The 24,185-nt window shown below is 42.5% G+C and carries 18 protein-coding genes, 1 tRNA gene and 1 riboswitch; of the genes, 17 read left to right on the plus strand and 2 right to left on the minus strand.

Annotated elements, in window-relative coordinates:
* The first annotated feature begins 52 nt into the window (after nt 1-52).
* The 4 genes from ispG to H8Z82_RS10955 are packed head-to-tail and all read left to right on the plus strand — an operon-like array spanning nt 53 to nt 8,333.
* The gene (gene ispG / locus H8Z82_RS10940; protein ID WP_186995123.1) at nt 53-1,108 is read left to right on the plus strand and encodes a flavodoxin-dependent (E)-4-hydroxy-3-methylbut-2-enyl-diphosphate synthase; all 1,056 of its coding nucleotides are present in this window, start codon (nt 53-55) and stop codon (nt 1,106-1,108) included.
* A 60-nt stretch (nt 1,109-1,168) separates the two neighbouring features.
* Entirely contained in the window at nt 1,169-5,662 is a 4,494-nt protein-coding gene (locus tag H8Z82_RS10945) for a PolC-type DNA polymerase III (protein ID WP_186995124.1), read from the plus strand.
* A 57-nt stretch (nt 5,663-5,719) separates the two neighbouring features.
* Nucleotides 5,720-7,678 (plus strand): fructose-1,6-bisphosphatase, encoded by a 1,959-nt coding sequence (locus H8Z82_RS10950; protein ID WP_186995125.1) that lies wholly within the window; start codon nt 5,720-5,722, stop codon nt 7,676-7,678.
* A 49-nt stretch (nt 7,679-7,727) separates the two neighbouring features.
* The gene (locus tag H8Z82_RS10955) at nt 7,728-8,333 is read left to right on the plus strand and encodes a hypothetical protein (protein ID WP_186995126.1); all 606 of its coding nucleotides are present in this window, start codon (nt 7,728-7,730) and stop codon (nt 8,331-8,333) included.
* 51 nt (nt 8,334-8,384) lie between these two features.
* Here H8Z82_RS10955 and H8Z82_RS10960 read toward each other — a convergent pair whose 3' ends face one another.
* On the minus strand, nt 8,385-8,600 hold the full coding sequence (locus H8Z82_RS10960) for a helix-turn-helix domain-containing protein (protein ID WP_019160965.1): 216 nt from the start codon (nt 8,598-8,600) through the stop codon (nt 8,385-8,387).
* A 225-nt stretch (nt 8,601-8,825) separates the two neighbouring features.
* On the opposite strand from H8Z82_RS10960, the gene H8Z82_RS10965 reads away from it, so the two are divergent.
* The 12 genes from H8Z82_RS10965 (at nt 8,826) to H8Z82_RS11015 (ending at nt 22,354) form a co-directional block, all read left to right on the plus strand.
* A complete protein-coding gene (locus H8Z82_RS10965; RefSeq protein WP_186995127.1) occupies nt 8,826-10,355 on the plus strand; it encodes a YifB family Mg chelatase-like AAA ATPase in 1,530 nt (509 codons plus the stop codon).
* A 22-nt stretch (nt 10,356-10,377) separates the two neighbouring features.
* Entirely contained in the window at nt 10,378-11,262 is an 885-nt protein-coding gene (dprA, locus tag H8Z82_RS10970; RefSeq protein ID WP_019160967.1) for a DNA-processing protein DprA, read from the plus strand.
* Between the two features lie 105 nt (nt 11,263-11,367).
* On the plus strand, nt 11,368-13,434 hold the full coding sequence (topA, locus tag H8Z82_RS10975; RefSeq protein ID WP_186995128.1) for a type I DNA topoisomerase: 2,067 nt from the start codon (nt 11,368-11,370) through the stop codon (nt 13,432-13,434).
* 282 nt (nt 13,435-13,716) lie between these two features.
* The gene (gene codY / locus H8Z82_RS10980) at nt 13,717-14,502 is read left to right on the plus strand and encodes a GTP-sensing pleiotropic transcriptional regulator CodY (protein ID WP_019160969.1); all 786 of its coding nucleotides are present in this window, start codon (nt 13,717-13,719) and stop codon (nt 14,500-14,502) included.
* A 417-nt stretch (nt 14,503-14,919) separates the two neighbouring features.
* Complete coding sequence (gene groES, locus H8Z82_RS10985) at nt 14,920-15,204, plus strand: co-chaperone GroES (RefSeq protein ID WP_019160970.1); 285 nt, start codon at nt 14,920-14,922, stop codon at nt 15,202-15,204.
* 29 nt (nt 15,205-15,233) lie between these two features.
* Entirely contained in the window at nt 15,234-16,853 is a 1,620-nt protein-coding gene (gene groL, locus H8Z82_RS10990) for a chaperonin GroEL (protein ID WP_186995129.1), read from the plus strand.
* Between the two features lie 136 nt (nt 16,854-16,989).
* A complete protein-coding gene (locus H8Z82_RS10995; RefSeq protein WP_186995130.1) occupies nt 16,990-17,493 on the plus strand; it encodes a DUF6106 family protein in 504 nt (167 codons plus the stop codon).
* Between the two features lie 144 nt (nt 17,494-17,637).
* The gene (gene guaB / locus H8Z82_RS11000) at nt 17,638-19,095 is read left to right on the plus strand and encodes an IMP dehydrogenase (protein ID WP_186995131.1); all 1,458 of its coding nucleotides are present in this window, start codon (nt 17,638-17,640) and stop codon (nt 19,093-19,095) included.
* A 228-nt stretch (nt 19,096-19,323) separates the two neighbouring features.
* The gene (locus H8Z82_RS17575) at nt 19,324-19,452 is read left to right on the plus strand and encodes a hypothetical protein (protein WP_279289721.1); all 129 of its coding nucleotides are present in this window, start codon (nt 19,324-19,326) and stop codon (nt 19,450-19,452) included.
* On the plus strand, nt 19,427-20,059 hold the full coding sequence (locus H8Z82_RS11005; RefSeq protein WP_330607941.1) for a peptidoglycan recognition protein family protein: 633 nt from the start codon (nt 19,427-19,429) through the stop codon (nt 20,057-20,059). Before H8Z82_RS17575 ends, H8Z82_RS11005 begins: the two co-directional genes overlap by 26 nt.
* Nucleotides 20,060-20,174: 115 nt before the next feature.
* Nucleotides 20,175-20,255: riboswitch (ZMP/ZTP riboswitch) on the plus strand.
* Nucleotides 20,256-20,326: 71 nt separating this feature from the next.
* The gene (locus tag H8Z82_RS11010) at nt 20,327-21,040 is read left to right on the plus strand and encodes an IMP cyclohydrolase (RefSeq protein ID WP_008705693.1); all 714 of its coding nucleotides are present in this window, start codon (nt 20,327-20,329) and stop codon (nt 21,038-21,040) included.
* Nucleotides 21,041-21,169: 129 nt separating this feature from the next.
* Nucleotides 21,170-22,354, plus strand: coding sequence for a phosphoribosylaminoimidazolecarboxamide formyltransferase (locus H8Z82_RS11015; protein WP_019160977.1), 1,185 nt, complete (start codon nt 21,170-21,172; stop codon nt 22,352-22,354).
* A 388-nt stretch (nt 22,355-22,742) separates the two neighbouring features.
* Here H8Z82_RS11015 and H8Z82_RS11020 read toward each other — a convergent pair.
* Nucleotides 22,743-22,815: transfer RNA gene (locus H8Z82_RS11020), tRNA-Gly, on the minus strand.
* A gap of 204 nt (nt 22,816-23,019) precedes the next feature.
* Here H8Z82_RS11020 and H8Z82_RS11025 point away from each other — a divergent pair.
* Entirely contained in the window at nt 23,020-24,159 is a 1,140-nt protein-coding gene (locus H8Z82_RS11025) for a 3D domain-containing protein (protein WP_186995133.1), read from the plus strand.
* The last annotated feature ends 26 nt before the right edge of the window (nt 24,160-24,185 follow it).

Raw genomic sequence — 24,185 nt, forward strand, 5'->3', positions numbered from 1 at the left:
TGTTGCCTGATAAGAGCAATGTCAGATATAAAAAGAAAAAGGGGTTATTTTCATGTATAGAGACCATACTAAAGTAATTCAGATAGGAAACAGAAAAATCGGCGGCGGTAATCCCATACTTATCCAGTCCATGACCAATACAAAGACCGAAGATGTAGAAGCCACTGTTAGTCAGATTTTATCCCTGGAACAGGCAGGCTGTGATATTATCCGCTGCGCAGTGCCGACTATGGAGGCGGCCAGGGCTCTGGGAGAAATCAAAAAACAGATACACATTCCGCTGGTAGCAGATATTCATTTTGACTATCGTCTGGCCATTGCAGCTATGGAAAATGATGCAGACAAAATCCGTATTAATCCCGGTAATATTGGAAGTATTGACAGGATTAAGGCTGTAGTGGATACAGCAAAGGAGCGTAATATTCCTATCCGTGTAGGGGTAAATAGTGGTTCCCTGGAAAAGGAACTGGTAGAGAAATATCATGGTGTTACAGCAGAGGGGCTGGTGGAAAGTGCTTTGGATAAAGTACACATTATTGAAGAACTGGGTTATGATAATCTGGTGATCAGTATCAAATCTTCTGACGTTCTCATGTGTGCCAGGGCTCATGAGCTGATCGCACAGCAGACAGATTATCCTCTTCATGTAGGAATTACAGAAGCAGGAACTCTATATTCAGGAAATATTAAATCAGCTGTGGGACTGGGGATTATTCTGTATCAGGGAATAGGAGATACCATTCGTGTATCTTTGACAGGAGCGCCTCTGGAGGAAATTAAATCTGCAAAGAGAATCCTGAAAACCCTTGGACTGCGTAAAGGCGGGGTAGAGGTAGTTTCCTGTCCCACCTGTGGCAGAACTCAGATTGATCTGATTGGTCTTGCAAATCAGGTAGAGACTATGGTACAGGATATTCCGCTGGATATTAAGGTAGCTGTAATGGGGTGCGTGGTAAACGGTCCAGGGGAAGCCAGAGAAGCTGATATCGGTATCGCCGGCGGTGTAGGAGTTGGCCTGTTGATCAAAGGCGGCGAGATCATAAAGAAGGTTCCTGAAGATCAGCTGCTTGAAACATTGCGTCAGGAGCTTCTGAACTGGCAGAAATAACGGAAAGACAGGAATGGTTTTTCAGACAGGGTTTTCTGGCTGAAAAAAGGAGATTTTATTTTGGAAAAAGACTTTTTTGATGTATTTCCCAACTTAAAAGTGAAAAAAGAATTGGAGGAATTGCTGGAAATGGTCACTGTGACCAGAGTTTCCTGTAATCCCTCCAAAACTCATATCTGGGTTTATATAAAAAGTGAACGATGGATCCACAAGAAACATATCTTTGAATTGGAGGATCAGATTGAAAGGCAGCTTTTCTCAGGACTTGAACTGCGAGTGACTGTTATTGAAAAATTCCGGTTGTCCAGACAGTATACCCCGGAGAATTTTTTGGAAACTTATCGTTCCAGTATGGAACTGGAACTGCGCAGCTATAACATGCTTGAGTACAATATGTTCAAACAGGCACAGATTACTTTTCCGGGAGAGAATGATCTGCGTATGATACTTCCGGATTCTGTGATCGCCAGGGAGAAAAGTGAAATTCTGGTGGAATATCTCCACAAGGTTTTTTGCGAGAGATGCGGCATGGATCTGAAGGTAGAACTGGATTTTGTGGAGACACAGGAGAGCAGATACAGGAAAAATGCAGCTGCCCAGATTGCACAGGAGGTAGAGAATGTTATCCGCCATGCAAAACTGAACAGCAGCAAAGAAGAGGACGGACAGAAACCGGAAGAAGAGGCAAAGACGGCAAAGACGGAAAACAAAGACAAAAAGGAAGACAAGACATCTGCAAAACAGGAGAAAAAATCCTCCTTTGGAGAGCGGAAAGATAAAAAAGGAGATTTCCGCGGCGGTTTCCGCAGGGACAGCAATCCGGATGTTATTTATGGAAGAGACTTTGAAGGAGAGCCCATTACCCTGGAAGCTATTACCGGTGAGATGGGTGAAGTTATTGTACGCGGACAGGTTATGGATGTGGAAGCAAGGGAGATCCGTAATGAGAAAACAATCCTGATCTTTCCGATTACAGACTTTACAGACAGTATTGTAGTAAAAATGTTCCTCAGAAACGAGCAGGTGCCAGAGGTTACAGAGCATGTAAAGAAAGGAGCTTTTTTAAAGTTCCGCGGTGTTACTACAATTGACCGTTTTGACAGTGAACTGACCATCGGTTCCATTGCGGGAATTAAGAAGATTGCCAATTTTACCACTGCCAGGGTGGATACCAGCCCTCAAAAGCGGGTGGAGCTTCACTGTCATACCAAAATGAGTGATATGGATGGAGTTACAGAAGCTAAGGCTCTGGTAAAGCGTGCTTATGAGTGGGGGCACAAGGCAATTGCCATTACAGATCATGGCGTAGTTCAGGCTTTTCCAGAGGCAAACCACTGCTTTGATGCATGGGGCGGTTGTGTGCCCAAGGATTCGGATTTTAAAGTTCTTTATGGTATGGAGGCTTACCTGGTAGATGATTTAAAGGGTATGGTTACAAATGGTAAAGGACAAAGCCTGGATGGGAAATTTGTGGTATTTGATATTGAAACCACAGGCTTTTCCTCTCTGACCTGTCATATCATCGAAATTGGAGCAGTGCTTGTAGAGAATGGCCAGATCACAGATCGTTTTTCTACTTTTGTAAATCCCAGGGTTCCCATTCCTTTTCGGATTGAACAGCTGACCAGTATTAATGACAGTATGGTAATGGACGCCCCTCCCATCGAGGAGGTTCTGCCCAGATTCTTGGAATTCTGCAAGGGTGCGGTAATGGTTGCCCACAATGCAGACTTTGATATGGGATTTATTATGAAAAACTGTGACAGACTGGGGATTTCTCATGACTTTACCTATGTGGATACTGTAGGTATGGCCAGATTTCTGCTTCCTGCATTGAATCGTTTTAAGCTGGATACAGTAGCGAAAGCGGTAGGCGTTTCTCTGGAGAATCATCACAGGGCAGTGGATGATGCGGCGTGCACAGCGGAGATCTTTGTGAAATTTGTGCAGATGCTGGCAGAACGTGATATCGTGGATGTGGATGAATTAAATAAGCAGGGAGCAGTTTCAACGGATACTGTCAGAAAACTTCCTACTTATCATGCTATTATTTTTATGCGGAATGAACCGGGACGCATTAACCTGTATAAGCTTGTCAGCCAGTCTCATCTGAAATACTATCACAGAAGACCACGAGTACCAAAGAGCGTGCTGGAAAAATATAGAGAAGGACTTTTGGTAGGAAGTGCCTGTGAAGCAGGGGAGCTGTATCAGGCCCTTCTTAGGAATGCACCTGAGGCAGAAATCGCCAGACTGGTGAATTTCTATGATTATCTGGAAATCCAGCCAATAGGAAACAATAAGTTTATGCTTACAGATGAAAAGCATGATATGATAAATTCAGAGGAGGATCTCCGGGAGATCAACCGCCGGATCGTGAAGCTTGGAGAGCAGTTTAAAAAGCCGGTGGTAGCTACCTGTGATGTACATTTTATGGATCCTCAGGATGAGGTTTACCGTCGGATCATTATGGCCGGGAATGGATTTTCAGATGCGGATGAGCAGGCACCTCTGTATCTGCGTACTACGGAGGAAATGTTGGATGAGTTTTCCTATCTGGGCAGCGAAAAGGCTGAGGAAGTGGTGATCACAAATCCAGGTAAGATCGCGGATATGATCGAAAAAATTTCACCGATCCATCCGGACAAATTTCCACCGGTTATTGAAAATTCGGACCAGGATCTGAAGAATATCTGCTTTACCAAGGCTCATGAAATGTACGGCGATCCTCTTCCAAAGATCGTAGAGGACCGTCTGGATAAAGAACTGCATTCCATTATTTCCAATGGTTATGCGGTAATGTATATTATTGCCCAGAAGCTGGTATGGAAGTCTAATGAAGATGGATATCTGGTAGGCTCCCGAGGCTCTGTAGGTTCCTCCCTGGCAGCGACTATGTCAGGAATTACAGAGGTTAATCCTCTGCCACCCCACTATTTGTGCCCTAATCCTGATTGTAAATACAGTGATTTTGATTCTCCTGAGGTCAGAAAGTATTCCGGAATGGCAGGTTGTGATATGCCGGATAAGATATGCCCTAAATGTGGAACCAAAATGAAGAAAGAGGGATTTGATATTCCTTTCGAAACATTCCTGGGATTCAAGGGAGATAAGGAACCGGATATTGACCTTAACTTTTCCGGAGAATATCAGGCGAATGCTCACAGATATACAGAGGTTATTTTCGGAAAGGGCCAGACCTTCAAGGCAGGTACCATTGGTACACTTGCCGAGAAAACAGCTTTTGGTTATGTGAAAAACTATTATGAGGAACGCGGAGTACATAAGCGTTATTGTGAGATTAACCGTATTGTCCAGGGCTGCACCGGTGTGCGAAGGACTACCGGACAGCATCCGGGAGGAATTATCGTACTTCCTATGGGAGAAGAGATTGAGAAGTTTACTCCGGTTCAGCATCCGGCCAATGATGTGAACAGTGATATTATCACAACACATTTTGATTATCATTCTATTGACGGAAACTTGCTGAAGCTTGATATACTCGGGCATGATGATCCTACCATGATCCGTATGCTGGAAGATCTGACAGGAATCAGTGCCAGGGACATTCCCCTGGATCAGAAGGATGTGATGTCGCTGTTTGCCAGCACAAAGGCTCTTCATATTGAGCCTGAGGACATAGGGGGATGTAAGCTTGGCTGTCTTGGAATTCCGGAGTTTGGTACAGATTTTGCCATGCAGATGCTTATAGATACTAAGCCGAAATATTTCTCTGATCTGGTTCGTATTGCGGGGCTTTCCCATGGTACTGATGTATGGCTGGGAAATGCCCAGGTACTGATCCAGGAAGGAAAAGCAACTATTTCCACTGCAATCTGTACACGTGATGATATTATGATCTATCTGATCGGTAAGGGAGTAGAGAGTGGCCTGGCCTTTACCATTATGGAGAGTGTCCGTAAGGGCAAGGGTCTTCGTGAGGAGTGGATCACGACTATGAAGGAACATGATGTGCCAGACTGGTATATCTGGTCCTGTAAGCTGATCAAGTATATGTTCCCCAAGGCTCATGCAGCAGCCTATGTTATGATGGCATATCGTATTGCCTGGTATAAGGTATTTCAGCCACTGGCCTATTATGCGGCTTATTTTAGTATTCGTGCCACTGCCTTTTCCTACGAACTGATGTGTATGGGAAAAGAACGTCTGGAATATTATATGGCAGAGATACGCAAAAAAGGAGATGCTGCTTCCAAGAAAGATCAGGATACTTTGAAGGATATGCGTATTGTACAGGAAATGTATGCCAGAGGGATTGAGTTTGTTCCTATTGATATTTATACTGCCAAGGCCCAGCGGTTCCAGATTGTAGACGGAAAACTGATGCCTGCACTGGCCACCATTGATGGTCTGGGAGGTAAGGCAGCAGATGCAGTGGTGGATGCCGCCAAACAGGGCAGATTTTTGTCAAAGGATGATTTTCGTGACAGGACCAAAGTCAGTAAAACTGTGATTGATCTGATGGATGACCTGAAACTGTTCGGCGATATTCCTCAGTCCAATCAGATGTCATTGTTTGATTTCACCGGCTGATCTGTGCAAGTGTCAGATTGGCCATATCATAAGAGACAGAAAAACAAGGAGATGGATATGCGAAAAGAAGAATTGAGATATTTACAGAGACTGGCTGAGCTTTATCCTACAATAGGAAAAGCTTCTACGGAAATCATCAACCTGCAGTCTATTCTGAATCTGCCCAAAGGTACGGAACATTTTCTGTCAGACCTGCACGGAGAATATGAGGCATTTTCCCATGTTCTCAGGAATGGTTCAGGAGCAGTGCGCAAAAAGATTGATGATGTATTTGGACATACTCTCAGCAACAGCGACAAACGGGCTCTTGCTACTCTGATTTATTATCCGAAGGACAAAATTGATGTGGTTAAAAGTGAAGAAGAGGATATGGAAAACTGGTATAAGATCACCCTTTACCGTCTGATCGAGGTGTGTAAGACAACTGCCTCCAAATATACCAGATCCAAGGTACGCAAGGCTTTGCCTGCAGATTATGCCTATGTAATCGAGGAGTTGATCACAGAGAAAGCAGAAGTACTGGATAAAGAAGCTTATTATGATGCGATTGTAAATACCATTATTCAGATTGGAAGGGCAGAAAATTTTATTATTGCCCTGGCAGAATTGATCCAGAGGCTGGTTGTGGATCATCTGCACATTCTGGGAGATATTTATGACAGAGGTCCGGCACCTCATTTTATTATGGACAGACTGATGGAATATCATTCCCTGGATATCCAGTGGGGAAACCATGATGTAGTGTGGATGGGTGCGGCGGCAGGACAGCAGGCATGTATTGCCACTGTTTTAAGAAACAGTATCCGATATGATAACCTGGATATTCTGGAGGATGGATATGGAATTAATATGCTGCCTCTGGCCACCTTTGCCATGGAAGTTTACGGAGAAGATCCCTGTGAGATTTTTTCCATAAAAGGAAGTTCTGATTATAATATTTTGGAAAAAGAACTGGGCAAAAAAATGCATAAGGCCATTGCTGTGATCCAGTTTAAGTTAGAAGGAAAGCTTGTGCGTAAGCACAGGGAATTCCAGATGGAAGACAGGGCATTACTGCACAGGATCAATCCGAAAAAGGGAACGATCGTCATGCCGGATGGAAAGGAATATCCACTGCGGGATACGAACTTTCCTACTGTGGACTGGAACCATCCTTATGAGCTTACGGAAGGAGAAAGGGAGGTTATGGATAAACTTTCCTCAGCTTTTCGTAATTGTGAAAAGCTTCAGAGGCATATCCTCTTTCTCCTTGATAAAGGAGGGCTTTATAAGGTATATAATGGAAATCTGCTTTTTCATGGAAGCATTCCCCTTAATGAGGATGGAACCTTCCGTGAAGTACAGATTTATGGAAAAAGCTATAAGGGTAAGGAACTGTATGATATTCTGGAAGCCTATGTTCGCAGGGCATATTATGCGGTAGATAAAGAGGAACAGAAAAAAGGCAAAGATATTATGTGGTATATCTGGGCAGCACCCAATTCTCCTTTGTTTGGAAAAAGTAAAATGAGTACTTTCGAAAGGTATTTTATTGAAGATTCTACTACTCATGAGGAGAAGAAAAATGCATACTACAGACTCTGGGAAAAAGAGGAAATCGTGGACCAGATGCTTCTTGAGTTTGGATTGGATCCGGAGAAGGGACATATTATTAATGGACATGTTCCTGTTCATCAGAGTGAAGGTGAGAGCCCGGTGAAATGTAATGGCAAAGTAATTGTGATTGATGGTGGTTTTTGTAAGGCCTATCGGAAGGTTACGGGAATTGCAGGATATACTTTGATCTATAATTCCTATGGACTGACTCTCTGTGCCCATGAGCCCTTTACATCTAAGGCAGATGCTATTGCAAAGGAAACAGATATTGCTTCAAACCGTGTTGCAGTCCGTTATACACCGAGACGTCTGCTGGTTGGAGATACAGATACCGGATATGCCTTGAAGGAAAGAATCCAGGAACTGATCCAGCTTCTGGAAGCTTACAGAAAAGGTATCATTAAGGAAAAAAGTAAGTAATAGATGAAGCGGTTTGAAAATATCCGCTATATAAAAGGAGACGGATAATTTGTCGGAAACGAAATATAACAGGAGAAACAGAAGAGACCGAAAAAAAAGAATACTGACCAGACTTCTTATTGTATTGATTATTATATTCCTGCTTGTAGGCCTGGCAGGAATCCTTATGGCCAGGCAGAAACAGGATATGGAAAAACAGCAGAAAAAAGATGAGGCCATAGCAGCACTGGCCAGTATTCCTACAGTGACACCCACCCCGGCTGCGACACCAACTCCTACGCCTACACCGATTCCTACAGTAACTCCTACACCTGTTATTACCAGGGCACCTGCTTTTAATCCTGAGGATTATATAGGAGTCTGGAAAAGCGAAAACGGAAGGGTTACCATACAGATCACAGAGCTTACAGAGAAAACCATTACCTTTACTTACACACAGACCAACAAAAAAGAAACTGCTGTGTGTGAGGCAAATGTGAAAAAATCCGTGGCAGGAAATGCGGCAAATTTTTCCTTTAAAGATTCTCTGGGGAATAAGGCAAAGGGTTTCCTGACCTTTGACAACGGCAGGCTATATGCGTATATAAAAACCAGAAAAAAGGCAGAGGGCGCAAAAGTTCATCCGTCAGTTGACGGTATTATGATAAGAAATTAAAATGCAGGAGGAATAGACTGAAAATACAGTCCTTCCTCCTGCATTTATATTTTATTTTGCCATCTTTTTGTTATCTGTACGTCCCACAAGATAGTCCAGGCTGATTTCATAATAGTTGGCAAGGCGAATCAGCATTTCAATGGGAATATTTCTGGAACCGGTCTCATAGTGAGAGTAGGAACGCTGACTGATGTGAAGGATTTCGCTGAGTTCACGCTGGGACATATCAGCATCAGTACGCAAATCCTGAATACGTTGAAATTTCATATAGAGTTCGCTCCTTTTTTATTATAATATAAAAAGTATAAATCAGAACAAAATGAACACTTGCAAATTGGAGCAAAATGGGCTATAATAAAAGATAATCTTTTTCTCATTTCTTATTTTCTAAGCAGAGTTTTATCGTTTGACTGCGATTTCATCTGCATAATTTCCAAAATATATATTTATGTGTGAAACAGCGGGGATTTTTGCGCAAAGAAAGGAGTAAATTTGTTTGCAAGTGTTTTATCTGCTGCAATTCTGGGGATAGAGGTGCGTCCGGTTCAGGTGGAGGCAGATGTAAGTAATGGTCTGCCATCCTTTACAATGGTTGGTTTTCCTTCTGCTCAGGTGAAGGAGGCACAGGACAGAGTGCGGACAGCACTGAAAAATAATGGTTTTCAGTTTCCACCAAAAAAAATCACAGTAAATCTGGCTCCTGCAGATATGAAGAAAGAAGGAGCCGGATTTGATATGCCGGTGGCTGCTGCTGTGATGGCTGCTTTTGAGATGATAAAGCCTCAGGTATTGGAGGGGGTGATGATGTCCGGTGAAATCGGTCTGAATGGGGAAATCCATGAGGTTTCCGGAATTCTGCCCATGGTTCTCTGTGCCAGAGACCTGGGCTGCAGACTGTGTGTGGTGCCTTATGGAAATTTAAAGGAGGGCAGGCTGATCAGGGATGTTCCGGTAGCCGGAGTGAAGAATCTTCAGGAACTGATGCAATGCTTAAATAATCCGGAACCCTATATACAGAGAGAAGAGCAGGAGGAACCGGAAGTCGGAGGGGAAAGGAATCAACTGGATTTTGCGGACATTGAAGGACAGGAAAGTGCAAAGAGGGCAGCAGAAATTGCAGTGAGTGGATTTCATAATATACTGTTTATGGGACCACCGGGAACCGGCAAAACTATGCTTGCCAGAAGGCTGCCTACGATTATGCCGGGAATAAGCTTTGAAGAGAAGCTGGAACTTACCAAAATATATAGTATTGCCGGACTTTTGGCCAGAGATCATCCTCTGATCAGCCAGAGACCTTTCCGCAGTCCTCATCATACAAGCACCGCCTATGCGCTGGCCGGTGGGGGACGCAATCCAAGACCCGGTGAGATTACGCTGGCCCACAGGGGTGTGCTGTTTCTGGATGAGATGCCTGAGTTTTCCAGAAGTAGTCTGGAACTTCTCAGGCAGCCGCTGGAGGATAAGGTGATTCATATTGCCAGGGTAAGCGGAACCTACACGTTTCCGGCAGATTTCATGTTGTGCGCAGCCATGAATCCCTGTCCCTGTGGTTACTATCCGGATCTGAACCGTTGTACCTGCACTCCGGGGGCGGTAGCCGGTTATCTGGGAAAGATAAGCCGTCCCCTTCTTGACAGAATTGATATCAGTACAGAAGTGCCGCCTATTTCTTTTGAGCAGCTTCATCAGGGAAAGAGAGGAGAAAATTCAGCAGTGATCAGAAGTAGGGTGGAAAGGGTGCAGAAGCTTCAGAGAGAACGTTATAAAGATATGGATATCAAATTCAATGGTCAGCTTCGCAGCAGTCAGATCGACAGATTCTGCCCTGTGACAGACAGCGGTGCCAGACTGCTGGCAAGAGCTTTTGAACGGATTGCGTTCAGTGCCAGATCTTATCATAGGATACTGAAGGTTGCCCGAACTATTGCAGATATGGAAAGGGAAGAAAAAATTGCCAGTCATCATATTGGAGAGGCTTTATCCTACAGAGTTTTTGATAAGGAGTCAGTCATAAAATAAGGGATGGGAAGGTATTTATTATATGAAAGAATCTACTTCTGAAAATATCAGATGCATTACAAAGGAGGATCCGGAATATCCTGTAAAAATGAAACAGTATCCATCTATGCCAAACAAACTTTATGTAAAGGGCAGACTGCCTCTGGCAGAAAAGCCGGCAGTGGCTGTGATTGGTGCAAGAATGTGCAGTCCATATGGCAGAATTCAGGCATTCCGGTATGCGAAAGTATTAAGTGAAGCAGGCATTCAGATCATAAGCGGAATGGCACTGGGAATTGATTCAGAGGGGCACAAGGGTGCACTGGAGGGAAAAATGCCTACCTTTGCAGTACTTGGAAGTGGAGTGGATGTCTGCTATCCCAGGGCAAATCGAAAGCTTTATGAGAGAATTCTCTGGGAAGGGGGCGGAGTGATCAGCGAGTGCCCTCCTGGGACACAGCCTATGCCATGGTGCTTTCCGGCCAGAAATCGTATCATCAGTGCACTGGCAGATGCAGTGCTCATCGTGGAAGCAAAGGAAAACAGTGGCTCCCTGATCACTGCAGGGTTTGCTTTGGAACAGGGAAAAATGGTATATGCTATTCCAGGTGCAGTTACAGATGCTCTCAGCAGGGGCTGCCATAAACTGATTTATGATGGAGCCGGAATTGCCTACAGCCCGGAAATTATACTGGAAGAATTGGAAATCTGTACAAAAACCAATATAAAAAGCGATGAAAAAAATGACTTAGGACTTGAAAGTGATTTGAATATGGTGTATAGTTGTCTCGATTTACGACCAAAAAATGTGGACTATATTGTGCGAAAAACAGGTTTTTCTCCTGGTCAGGTAAGCAATTATCTGATAGAGTTAATGCTTCAGGGGCTGATTACAGAATGTGGAAAACATTATTATACAAGGACGTAGAGAGGGTAGCAATTCGGTTGTCGGTCGGACAACTGATGAAACAGAAAGTTACTGTAAAGGAAACAGTGACAACAGATAGTATAGATTGTAACTAGGAGAGATAGCATGGCGAAATATCTGGTGATAGTGGAGTCACCTGCAAAAGTAAAAACAATCAAGAAATTTTTGGGTGCAAATTATGATGTGGAGGCTTCCAACGGACATGTGCGTGATTTCCCCAAAAGTCAGTTTGGAATTGATGTAGAACATGATTTCGAACCTAAATATATTACCATTCGCGGAAAAGGAGAGCTTCTTGCCAAATTGCGTAAGTCTGCAAAAAAAGCAGATAAGATTTATCTGGCAACTGACCCTGACCGTGAGGGAGAGGCAATCTCCTGGCATCTGATGCAGGCGTTAAAGGAAGATCCGAAAAAAATGCACAGGATTACTTTTAATGAAATCACTAAAACTGCAGTAAAGACTTCTATCAAACAGGCCAGAGATCTGGATATGGATCTGGTAGATGCACAGCAGGCCAGACGTATGCTGGACCGAATGGTAGGTTATACAATAAGTCCGCTTCTCTGGGCAAAGGTTAAAAGAGGGTTAAGTGCAGGCCGTGTACAGTCTGTGGCTCTCCGTATCATCTGTGACAGAGAAGAGGAAATCAATGCGTTTATTCCTGAAGAGTACTGGAGTCTGGACGGAGAATTTCAGGTGCAAGGTGAGAAAAAACCTCTGCAGGCTAAATTTTATGGTACAGATAAGAAGATGAATATTCATAATAAGCAGGAAATGGATGAACTTCTTGCTGCTCTTCAGAATCAGGAATATGAGATTACGGAAGTGAAAAAGGGAGAGAGAACCAAGAATGCACCTCTTCCATTTACCACCAGTACACTGCAGCAGGAAGCTGCCAAGACACTGAACTTTTCTACTCAGAAAACCATGCGTCTTGCTCAGCAGTTATATGAAGGTGTTGATATTAAAGGAAGCGGTACAGTAGGTGTGATCTCTTATCTGCGTACGGATTCTACACGAATTTCCGAGGAAGCGGATACTGCGGCAAGAGAATATATCACTGCCCAGTATGGAGAGGATTACGTATCAAAAACAGAGAAGGCTGTTAAGAAGGGACAGAAAATACAGGATGCTCATGAAGCAATCCGTCCTACAGATATCAGCCGGACTCCGGTGCTTCTGAAGGAATCCTTGTCCAGAGACCAGTTCAGGCTTTACCAACTGATCTGGAGACGATTTGCAGCCAGCCGTATGGCTCCTGCAAAATATGAAACCACCTCTGTCAAAATAGGAGCAGGTGATTATACTTTTACAGTAGCTGCCTCTAAAATTGTTTTTGATGGATTTATGTCGGTTTATACAGACGAAGAAGACCAGAAAAAAGGAAACGTACTGAATCAGAGCCTGGAAAAAGGAATGAAGCTTACTTTGAAGGAATTGAAACCGGAGCAGCATTTCACACAGCCGCCGGCTCATTATACAGAGGCTTCTCTGGTAAAAACCATGGAAGAGCTTGGAATCGGCCGTCCTAGTACCTATGCTCCCACAATTACCACGATCATCAGTCGCCGCTATGTAGCGAAGGAACAGAAAAATTTATATGTTACAGAGCTGGGAGAGGTGGTAAACAGTATTATGAAGCAGGCTTTTCCAAGCATTGTAGATGTGAATTTTACAGCTACCATGGAGGGATTGCTGGACTGTGTGGCAGCAGGGACTGTAAAGTGGAAGACAGTTGTGAGCAACTTCTATCCGGATCTGAAGAGAGATGTGGATGAGGCTGAGAAGGAACTGGAAAAGGTGGAGATCCAGGATGAAGTTACTGATGTGATCTGTGATAATTGCGGCAGGAACATGGTGATCAAATACGGTCCTCATGGACGTTTCCTGGCATGCCCCGGATTTCCGGAATGTAGAAATACAAAGCCATATTATGAAAAAATCGGTGTTCTCTGTCCAAAATGTGGTAAAGAAGTCGTTCTGAAGAAAACCAAAAAAGGACGAAAATATTATGGATGTGAGAATAATCCGGAATGTGATTTTATGTCCTGGCAGAAGCCATCCAAAAAGAAATGTCCAAAATGCGGAAGCTATATGGTAGAAAAGGGAAATAAGCTTGTCTGCAGCCAGGAAACCTGTGGTTATGTAGAAGAAAAAACACAGGACTGACCGGGGAAAAAGAGAGTGATCTGTAAAAAAGAAAGCTTAGGAAACAGGATTCTGTAAATCAGCAGAATTCTGTTTTTTTGCGCTTTTTAACTTTAATATCAGAAAATCTATACCATCGGGGAAAATGTATTTGTTGAATAATATTTGGAAAAGAAATCTATTTTCAGAAAAGCAAAAATAAAATGAAAAATAGTAAAATTTATCTTGTAATTTTCAATCAAAACGTGTAGTATTAGACTATAAATATATGATTAACCATAACAAAGGCGAAAGGAGGACAATATGAGCGTTCAGTTGCTGGATAAAACAAGAAAGATCAATAAGCTTCTGCACAACAGCAGCTCTAGCAAGGTGGTGTTCAATGATATCTGTCAGGTACTGATGGAGACCTTGAGTTCCAATATTCTGGTACTCAGTAAGAAAGGTAAGGTTCTGGGCGTCAGTTTGTGTCCGGGTGTTGATGAGATTACTGAACTGATAGAGGATAAGGTCGGTGGATATGTAGATACTTTATTAAATGAGAGATTTCTGGGAGTTTTATCAACGAAAGAGAATGTAAATCTGCAGACACTTGGTTTTGAACATGTGTCAAATAGCTATCAGGGGATTATTAATCCTATTGATATTGCAGGTGAGCGTCTGGGAACTGTATTTATGTATCGATTTGACAGACCTTATGATATTGAGGATATCATTGTCAGTGAGTACGGTACCACGGTCGTAGGACTGGAGATGATGCGTGCAGTTCATGAGGAGAACGCAGAGGAAGACAGAAAACAGCAGGTTGTGAAATCTGCATTTAATACCTTGTCCTTCTCAGAACTGGAGGCGATTATCCATATTTTTGATGAGCTTGACGGAGATGAGGGAATCCTGGTAGCCAGCAAGATTGCTGACCGGGTGGGAATCACAAGGTCTGTGATCGTTAATGCTCTCAGAAAATTTGAAAGTGCAGGTGTGATCGAATCTAGATCCTCAGGTATGAAGGGAACCTATATAAAGGTTCTCAATGAGGTGATCTTTGATGAGCTGGAGGAGATCAAGGCTCAGAGAAACAAGAAAGGCTGATGGCATCAGATAAGCCGGAAGAGAATAAATGTTAAGTTTTAAGACTGCCTTTTATCCTTAGACAATATGGGATAGAGGGCAGTCTTTATCATTGTATATCAGTTATACCATCGCAAACCTGGCAGGCGATTTTCCCCATTTGGATAAAATAATTTGGAAATTGAGAAAAAGAAAGAAAAAGAGAGTATAAATTAGAAAAAGAGAGTATATATTGAATTATATAATACTCAGTGAAGTTGCTAATTTTACTTGTTTTCAATATTATATGGACAGTGATTAGCACTCGAAGTAAATGAGTGCTAGCAGAAATCGGCAGAATCTGACAAGGCGCCGAGACAGTTACCGGATATTTTGCAATAACAAAAAAGGTACGGTAACAGGAATGTTTTAGTTGGAGAATAAAGGAGGACATAGATCATGACATTAGTACCTTTAGGTGACAGAGTTGTATTAAAACAGGTTGAAGCAGAAGAGACAACAAAATCCGGAATCGTTCTTCCGGGACAGGCACAGGAGAAACCACAGCAGGCTGAAGTTGTAGCTGTAGGACCTGGCGGAGTTGTTGATGGCAAAGAAGTAAAAATGGAAGTAGTTGTAGGTGATAAAGTTATCTACTCCAAATATTCAGGAACAGAAGTAAAAATGGATGGAACAGAGTATATCATTGTAAAACAGAATGATATTCTTGCAATTGTTAAATAATCAGAGTTTAAACAGGAGGTCATATTATCATGGCAAAAGAAATTAAATTCGGCGCAGAAGCCAGAGCAGCTCTTGAAGCTGGTGTAAATAAATTAGCTGATACAGTAAGAGTAACATTAGGACCGAAAGGAAGAAACGTAGTTCTTGATAAACCATACGGTGCTCCGCTTATCACAAACGATGGTGTTACAATCGCAAAAGAAATCGAACTGGAAGACGGATTCGAAAACATGGGTGCACAGCTGATCAAAGAAGTTGCATCCAAAACAAACGATGTAGCAGGTGATGGTACAACAACAGCTACTGTTCTTGCACAGGCTATGGTTCATGAAGGAATGAGAAACCTTGCTGCAGGTGCAAACCCGATCATCCTGAGAAAAGGTATGAAGAAAGCTACAGATACAGCTGTAGAAGCAATCAAAAATATGAGCCAGACAATCAGCGGAAAGAAACAGATCGCAAACGTTGCATCTATTTCTGCAAGCGATGAAACAGTTGGACAGTTAGTAGCAGACGCCATGGAAAAAGTTTCCAAAGACGGTGTTATCACAGTAGAAGAATCCAAGACAATGCACACAGAACTTGACCTTGTAGAAGGTATGCAGTTCGATCGTGGATATGTATCTGCATATATGTCAACAGATATGGAAAAAATGGAAGCAAATCTGGAAGATCCATATATCCTGATCACAGACAAAAAGATCAGCAATATCCAGGAAATCCTTCCGTTACTGGAGCAGGTTGTTCAGGCAGGTGCAAAACTTCTCATCATCGCTGAGGATGTAGAAGGTGAAGCTCTTACAACTCTTATTGTAAACAAATTAAGAGGAACCTTCCAGGTAGTAGCTGTAAAAGCTCCTGGATATGGCGACAGAAGAAAAGAAATGCTTCAGGATATCGCAATCCTTACAGGCGGACAGGTAATCTCCGAAGAACTTGGTCTTGAACTGAAAGAGACAACAATGGCTCAGTTAGGACGTGCAAAATCTGTTAAAGTTGCAAAAGAAAATACAGTTATCGTTGATGGTATGGGCGACAAAGAAGCAATCGCAAACCGTGTTGCACAGATCCGTGGACAGATCGAAGAAACAAAATCTGAATTTGATAAAGAAAAATTACAGGAAAGACTTGCAAAACTGGCTGGCGGCGTAGCTGTTATCCGTGTTGGTGCTTCCACTGAGACAGAAATGAAAGAAGCTAAGCTTCGTCTGGAAGATGCTCTTGCAGCTACAAGAGCAGCAGTAGAAGAAGGTATCATTGCAGGTGGCGGATCTGCTTACATCCACGCATCCAAAGAAGTTGCAAAACTTGCAGCAACTCTGGAAGGTGATGAAAAGACAGGTGCAAACATTATCCTGAAAGCTCTGGAAGCTCCTCTGTTCCGTATTGCAGCAAATGCAGGACTGGAAGGCTCTGTAATCATTAATAAAGTAAGAGAATCTGAACCAGGAATCGGTTTCGATGCTCTTAATGAGAAATATGTAGACATGGTAGGCGAAGGTATCCTTGACCCTGCAAAAGTTACAAGAAGTGCCCTTCAGAACGCTACAAGTGTTGCGTCTACCTTACTGACAACAGAATCTGCTGTTGCAATTATTAAAGAAGACACACCAGCACCGGCTGCTAATCCGGGAATGGGAATGATGTAATCCACAAAGAGCGTGGTCTAAACAATATAAACCACAGTAAAGGGAATCATCGTCATAGACGTTGGTTCCCTTTTGTGGTATAATGCCTAATAAAATAATCCGGAAGACCGGAAAAATAAGAAAAGGAGTGATAAGGATGAGTGATCTTTATTCAGAATTGCTGGTAAAGAAAGAAAGCACAGCAAAAGACGGTATCATGAAATATGGATTGATCGTGCTGACTGCACTGGCAGTTTTGGCAGGAATTTTTGTTAATCCGTTGATTCTGCTGGCTGCTGTGGCACTTGGAATTGCATGCTATTTTGTAATCCCGAAGACAGATGTGGAGTATGAATATCTGTTTGTGAACGGAGAGTTTGACATTGATATGGTTATGGCAAAGTCAAAGAGAAAGAGGGTAAAAAGCTTCAATCTTTCTGAGGCAGATCTGGTGGCACCGTTAAATTCCCACAGAATGGACTATTATAATGGGAACCAGAACATGAAAGTTCTTGACTATTCATCAGGAAATCCACAGCACAAACGTTTTGGTGTGATCACCAGACTGGACAATGCTACATGTAAGATTATTCTGGAGCCGGATGAGGCTCTTGCCCAGGCAATGAAAAAAACTGCACCAAGCAAAGTATTTTTGGATTGACACGCTAACTAATTTTTGTTACACTTGATAAAAATAAAGGGCCAGTTACTGGTTCCTTATTTTTATTTTCTATTTAGGAAGGTCCTTTCGGGCCGAAGTTTTTTCTATACTTACTAATTTCACATACGCAAGGGAGGAAATGCAATGGGTACTATCATTGGTGAAGGTATTACTTTTGATGACGTCCTGTTAGTTCCGGCTTATTCAAAAGTAATTCCGAATCAGGTAGATGTCACAACGTACTTAACGAAAAAGATCAAACTGAACATTCCCATGATGAGCGCAGGAATGGATACAGTTACCGAACATCGTATGGCAATTGCCATGGCAAGACAGGGTGGTATTGGTATCATTCACAAAAATATGTCCATCGAGGCACAGGCAGAAGAGGTAGATAAGGTAAAACGTTCTGAGAACGGTGTTATCACAGATCCTTTCTATTTATCCCCTGAGCATACATTGAAAGATGCAGATGAGCTTATGGCAAAATTCCGTATCTCCGGTGTACCGATCACAGAGGGCAGAAAGCTTGTTGGTATCATTACAAACCGAGATCTGAAGTTTGAGACAGATTTTACCAAGAAGATCAAAGAGTGCATGACTTCTGAGGGACTGATCACAGCCAAAGAGGGAATCACTCTGGAAGAGGCAAAGAAAATCCTTGCCAAATCCCGTAAAGAGAAATTACCCATTGTAGATGATGATTTTAATTTAAAAGGCCTGATCACAATCAAGGATATTGAAAAACAGATCAAATATCCTCTGGCTGCCAAAGATGAGCAGGGACGTCTGCTCTGCGGTGCAGCAGTAGGAATTACAGCTAATGTACTTGCACGTGTAGATGCGCTGGTGAAGGCATGTGTAGATGTAATTGTAATTGATTCTGCACATGGTCATTCAGAGAATATTCTGAAGGCTGTCCGTGAAATTAAAGCTGCATATCCGGATCTTCAGGTAATTGCAGGTAATGTAGCTACAGGAGCAGCTACCAAGGCTCTGATCGATGCAGGCGTAGATGCAGTTAAGGTTGGTATCGGACCTGGATCTATTTGTACCACACGTGTGGTTGCAGGTATTGGTGTACCACAGATTACTGCAGTAATGGACTGTTATGAGGTTGCTAATCGTTATGGAATCCCGATCATTGCAGATGGCGGTATCAAATATTCCGGAGATGTTACCAAGGCAATTGCAGCTGGTGCAAATGTATGTATGATGGGAAGTATCTTCGCAGGCTGCGATGAGAGCCCGGGAACTTTTGAACTGTATCAGGGACGTAAATATAAAGTATACCGTGGTATGGGATCTATTGCTGCTATGGAGAACGGCAGTAAAGATCGTTATTTCCAGGAAAATGCAAAGAAGCTTGTTCCGGAAGGTGTAGAGGGACGTGTTGCATATAAAGGACATGTAGAGGATACTGTATTCCAGCTTATGGGTGGTCTTCGCTCAGGTATGGGATATTGCGGTGCAGAGAATATTGAAACTCTTAAGACTACAGGTAAGTTTATCAAGATTTCTGCTGCTTCTCTGAAAGAATCTCATCCACATGATATTCATATCACCAAAGAAGCTCCAAACTATAGTGTAGATGATAAATAAATAATGAATGATACCCCGGAGGTCCTGTGGATCTGCCGGGGTATTTTTGTGGAATTACCGGTTTTGATAGTGAAAAGAAAGGAATTCAATGGTATAATAGAAAAAACGAATTCCAGGAAATGGGTGGCAGAGAAAAGCTATGATACAAAAGAATCGGAGCGGTAAAAAAAGTACCGGATCTGCGAAAACAAAGAGAAAATCGGTTTCAAAATCAAAAACCAGTGCTGGATGCAGAAAAAAATCTTCCAGGAAATCAGGGAAAAACAGCAGAGTCCGACAGAGAAATCTGAGGATGCTGCTAATATGCATTATCCTGATGGTGGGAGTAAGTATGGGATGCTGGTATGGAATAAATAATATGCAGGAGAGGGAAAGAAAAGAGCAGGAAGTACTTCTGGAGCAGGAAAATTCAGGAAGCGGTCCTGAGCAGTGGCAGAAAGAAGGGGCTCCCTATATTGATGTGGAGCTGCTGACTCCCAATGAATACTCCAGACCGCAGATTCCCATTGAAAGCGTAAAATATATTGCAATTCACTATACTGCGAACCCAGGGGCAACAGCAATGGCCAACAGAAATTATTTTGAGAATCTGGCAAATACACATGAGACAAAGGTAAGCAGTCATTTTGTCATTGGCCTTGATGGAGAGGTGGTACAGTGCATTCCTACATCGGAGATGTCTTATGCGACAAATTCCCGTAATGTGGATACCGTATCGATCGAGTGTTGTCACCAGGATGAGACGGGAAAATTCAATGATGCAACCTATGATTCGGCTGTAAAACTGACAGCATGGTTATGTGTGCGATTCGGACTTACTTCTGAAAATGTGATCCGTCATTATGATGTGACAGGAAAGAACTGTCCAAAATATTATGTGGAGAATCTGGATGCATGGATTCAAATGAAGGCTGATATTGCTTCACAGATTGAGGTTGACTATAAATTAAAGAATATTCAGTAATGGTATATACTATTGTTTTTGAAAAAAAGTATGAAAAAAAGCATGAAACAAAAAAAATGCCTTGAAATATGTAAAGAAGTATTGTACTATAATAACAGTGTGTGAGTTTTCACGACAGTGTCTGCATGACTGGCGGAAGTAGGATTACCTACAGGGAGTGCAGCAAATATATGAGCCGACCGCCTGGGCAGCCTGGAAATTATTCAATGAATAAATAGGTTTCCCAGGCTTTTTTTAACCTTATTTTTAACGAAAAGGAGAAAAATTATGGAAATGTTATCACTGGAAAAAGAACTGAAAGAGAATTCCTATCCTGGAAGAGGAATTGTGATCGGACGTTCCGCAGACGGTAAGAAAGCAGTGACAGCTTATTTCATCATGGGCAGAAGCGAGAACAGCAGAAACAGAGTATTTGTAGAGGATGGAGAGGGAATCCGTACCCAGGCATTTGATCCGTCCAAGCTTACAGATCCGAGTCTGATCATCTATGCACCTGTACGTGTACTGGGAAACAAAACAATCGTAACTAACGGAGATCAGACAGACACTATTTATGAGGGAATGGATCATCAGCTTACTTTTGAGCAGTCCTTAAGAAGCAGAGAATTTGAGCCGGACGGTCCGAACTATACACCTCGTATCTCCGGTGTTATGCATGTAGAGAACGGAAAATTTAACTATGCAATGTCAATTCTCAAGAGCAACAACGGAAATCCGGATGCATGTAACAGATACACATTTGCATATGAGAATGCCATTGCAGGAGAGGGACATTTTATCCATACTTATAAATGTGACGGAAATCCACTTCCAAGCTTTGAGGGTGAGCCGAAACTGGTAGCAATTCCAGATGATATGGATGAGTTTGCAGAACTTCTCTGGAATAGCCTGAACGAAGATAACAAAGTATCTCTGTTTGTAAGATATATTGATATTGAGACAGGTAAGTACGAGAGCAAGATCATTAATAAGAATAAATAATAGTCACTTACTGAGTACAGATAGTGCTCATAGATTATTGTGGACATAAGACGATGCTTTCGCAGTAAGAAATTATTTACAGGAATTAATTTTAAAATACTTATTTGGTTCATACGGAGGATTTATATAATGAAAGAATTCGAATTAAAATATGGCTGTAACCCGAATCAGAAACCTGCAAAAATTTATATGGCAGACGGATCCGAGCTTCCGGTGAAAATCCTTTCGGGAAGACCGGGATATATCAATTTCCTGGATGCATTCAACGGCTGGCAGCTGGTATCAAATCTGAAAAAAGCTACAGGACTTCCTGCAGCAACATCCTTTAAGCATGTATCTCCTGCAGGTGCTGCTGTAGGACTTCCTCTTACAGAGACTCTGGCAAAGATCTACTGGGTAAATGATATGGACTGGAAGAATTTTTCACCATTAGCATGTGCTTATGCAAGAGCCCGCGGTGCTGACAGAATGTCCTCTTTTGGTGATTTCATTTCTCTTTCTGATGTGTGCGACAAAGATACTGCACTTCTGATCAAGAGAGAGGTATCTGACGGTGTCATTGCACCTGGATACACAGAGGAAGCTCTGGAAATCCTGAAGCAGAAGAAAAAAGGAAACTACAATGTGATCCAGATCGATGAGAACTTTGTACCGGCTCCGTTGGAACACAAAGAAGTATTTGGTGTAACTTTTGAGCAGGGACGTCAGGAACTTGAGATTGATGATGCAATGCTCTCCAATATTGTGACAGAGAATAAAGAGCTTACAGAGGAAGCAAAACGTGATATGAAGATTTCTCTGATCATCCTGAAATATACACAGTCCAACTCTGTATGCTTTGTAAAAGATGGACAGGCTATCGGTGTTGGTGCAGGTCAGCAGTCCCGTGTACACTGTACAAGACTTGCAGGACAGAAAGCAGACAACTGGTTCCTTCGTCAGTGTCCGAAGGTGCTGAATCTGCCATTTAAAGATACCATTTCCCGTGCAGAGCGTGACAATGCCATTGATGTTTATATCGGGGATGAATATATGGATGTACTTGCTGACGGTATGTGGGAGAAAACTTTCACAGAGAAACCGGAAGTATTTACAAAGGAAGAGAAACGTGCATGGCTGGATCAGATGACTGATGTTACACTGGGATCTGATGCATTCTTCCCATTCAGTGATAATATTGAACGTGCGCATAAGAGTGGTGTGAAGTATATTGCTGAGCCGGGTGGATCAGTGCGTGATGATGCTGTGATCGAGACCTGCAATAAGTATGGAATGGTGATGAGCTTTACTGGTATCAGATTGTTCCATCACTAAGTCCTTGATATGGGGACGCGCAGGACATTATATGTTTTTGTCCGCGGTTTCGGAGCCTAAGAAAAATTAAGCGCCAGGAAATCTGCTAAAAACATGTAAAAAATTTCAAACTCGCCGCAAATGCGGCTCAGACAGTGAAATTTTTTTACATAACGCAGATTTCCTGGCGCTAACTTTTTCTAAGACTCCTGCAAATGCGGGCAAAAACATATAATGTCCTGCGCTGGTTATGAGCAAGTAGCGAAGCGGATTGCGAATATACGCTTGACCCAGGGATGTTAATCAAGGACATTGGCTATAGATGTTATTGGCGGATATGGGATTGCTATAATTATGGAAAGTCATAGAAGGGGACAAAAAAAGCATCAGCTCTAGCTGATGCTCTGAGAGCGATAGACGGGGCTCGAACCCGCGGTCTCGACCTTGGCAAGGTCGCGCGTTACCAACTACGCCACTATCGCATTTGTGATGTCGGTTGAGTTATTACCTCAGCGACAAAATATATATTACTATAGAATGACAGGTTTGTCAAATGTTTTTTTATCAATTTTGAAATTTTTTATGATGATGTTACTATAGAATATAGAAATCATAGAAGCAATATAGTTTATGAAGATTCCGTGAAGGATGGGGGTGGAAAATTGCAAATTGGGAGGGGGTGTGCTATGATAGGACAGACGGAGAGAGACTATAAAGGAGTTGAGGCTCAGTTTATGAAGAAAAAAATTTTAGTATTATTAGTTTGCAGTATGCTTACTTTACCGACAACAGTTTCTGCGGATATTCTGGATTATGAGGGGACAATTAATGCTTATAAGCAGGATAATAAGACACCGCAGACCTTTGAGATTGATAATGGAAGTGGAGAGAAGGTAACTGCAGTTGCCAAGTCGGATAAGGTTTCTGTTTCTGCAAAGGCGACTTATATACGTTCTATGCCGGGGAAAAACGGAAAGAAGCTTGCAAGAGTGTATCTTGGTACCGGTGTTGAGAGAGTGGCCGTATGTGATAATGGCTGGAGTAAAGTGACTTATGAGAAAAAGAGTAAAAAGGGTACGGAGAAGATCAGTGGCTATGTGCCCACAAAACATATCAATGACAGTGATCAGGTTGCTCAGGCAAAGGGAACTTTTACAGCACTGAAGGACAGTGATATTCTGGATTATCCGGGAAAGAAGGATGGACAGGTAGTAGGTGAGGTCATTCAGGAAGATGAAGTGAAGCGCCTGGCTACAGTGAACGGTATCTGGAGTCAGATTTACTATAAAAAAGAGAATGGGAAAAGAGGCATTGGATATATTCCAACCAGTGTTCTGGAGAATATTGCAGCAGAGGAGAAAACAGAGGAGTCAAAGGTCGCTAAAGTAGACGGTGAAGAAGCAGGAACAATTCATAAGAGTGAAGGCAAAGGTGTTTTTGCAGAGGCTGTGGATGGCGTAACTGCTTCAAAGGGAGAGTCTGTGGATGGAGTGCAGGTGGGAACTCCGGTAGCTGTGTCTTCAGATGCGTCACTGGTTCCGCTGGGAACCTTTAAGATTACTCATTATTGTCCCTGCAGTATTTGTTGTGGCCCTTGGGCAAATGGCATTACTTCTACAGGGGTGACTGCTACGACAAACCGTACGATTGCGGTGGACCCTACACAGATTCCATATGGGTCTAAGGTTGTGATCAATGGACAGGTTTATGTTGCAGAGGACTGTGGTGGTGCGATTAAACATAATTGTATAGATATTTATGTTGCTACCCATCAGGAAGGGGAGGACAAAGGGGTATATTATACAGATGTTTATTTGTTAAAGTAGAAAATAAGAAAGAATTTAACCGAATC

It is taken from the genome of Blautia difficilis, assembly GCF_014297245.1.
Lineage (GTDB): Bacteria > Bacillota > Clostridia > Lachnospirales > Lachnospiraceae > Blautia_A > Blautia_A difficilis.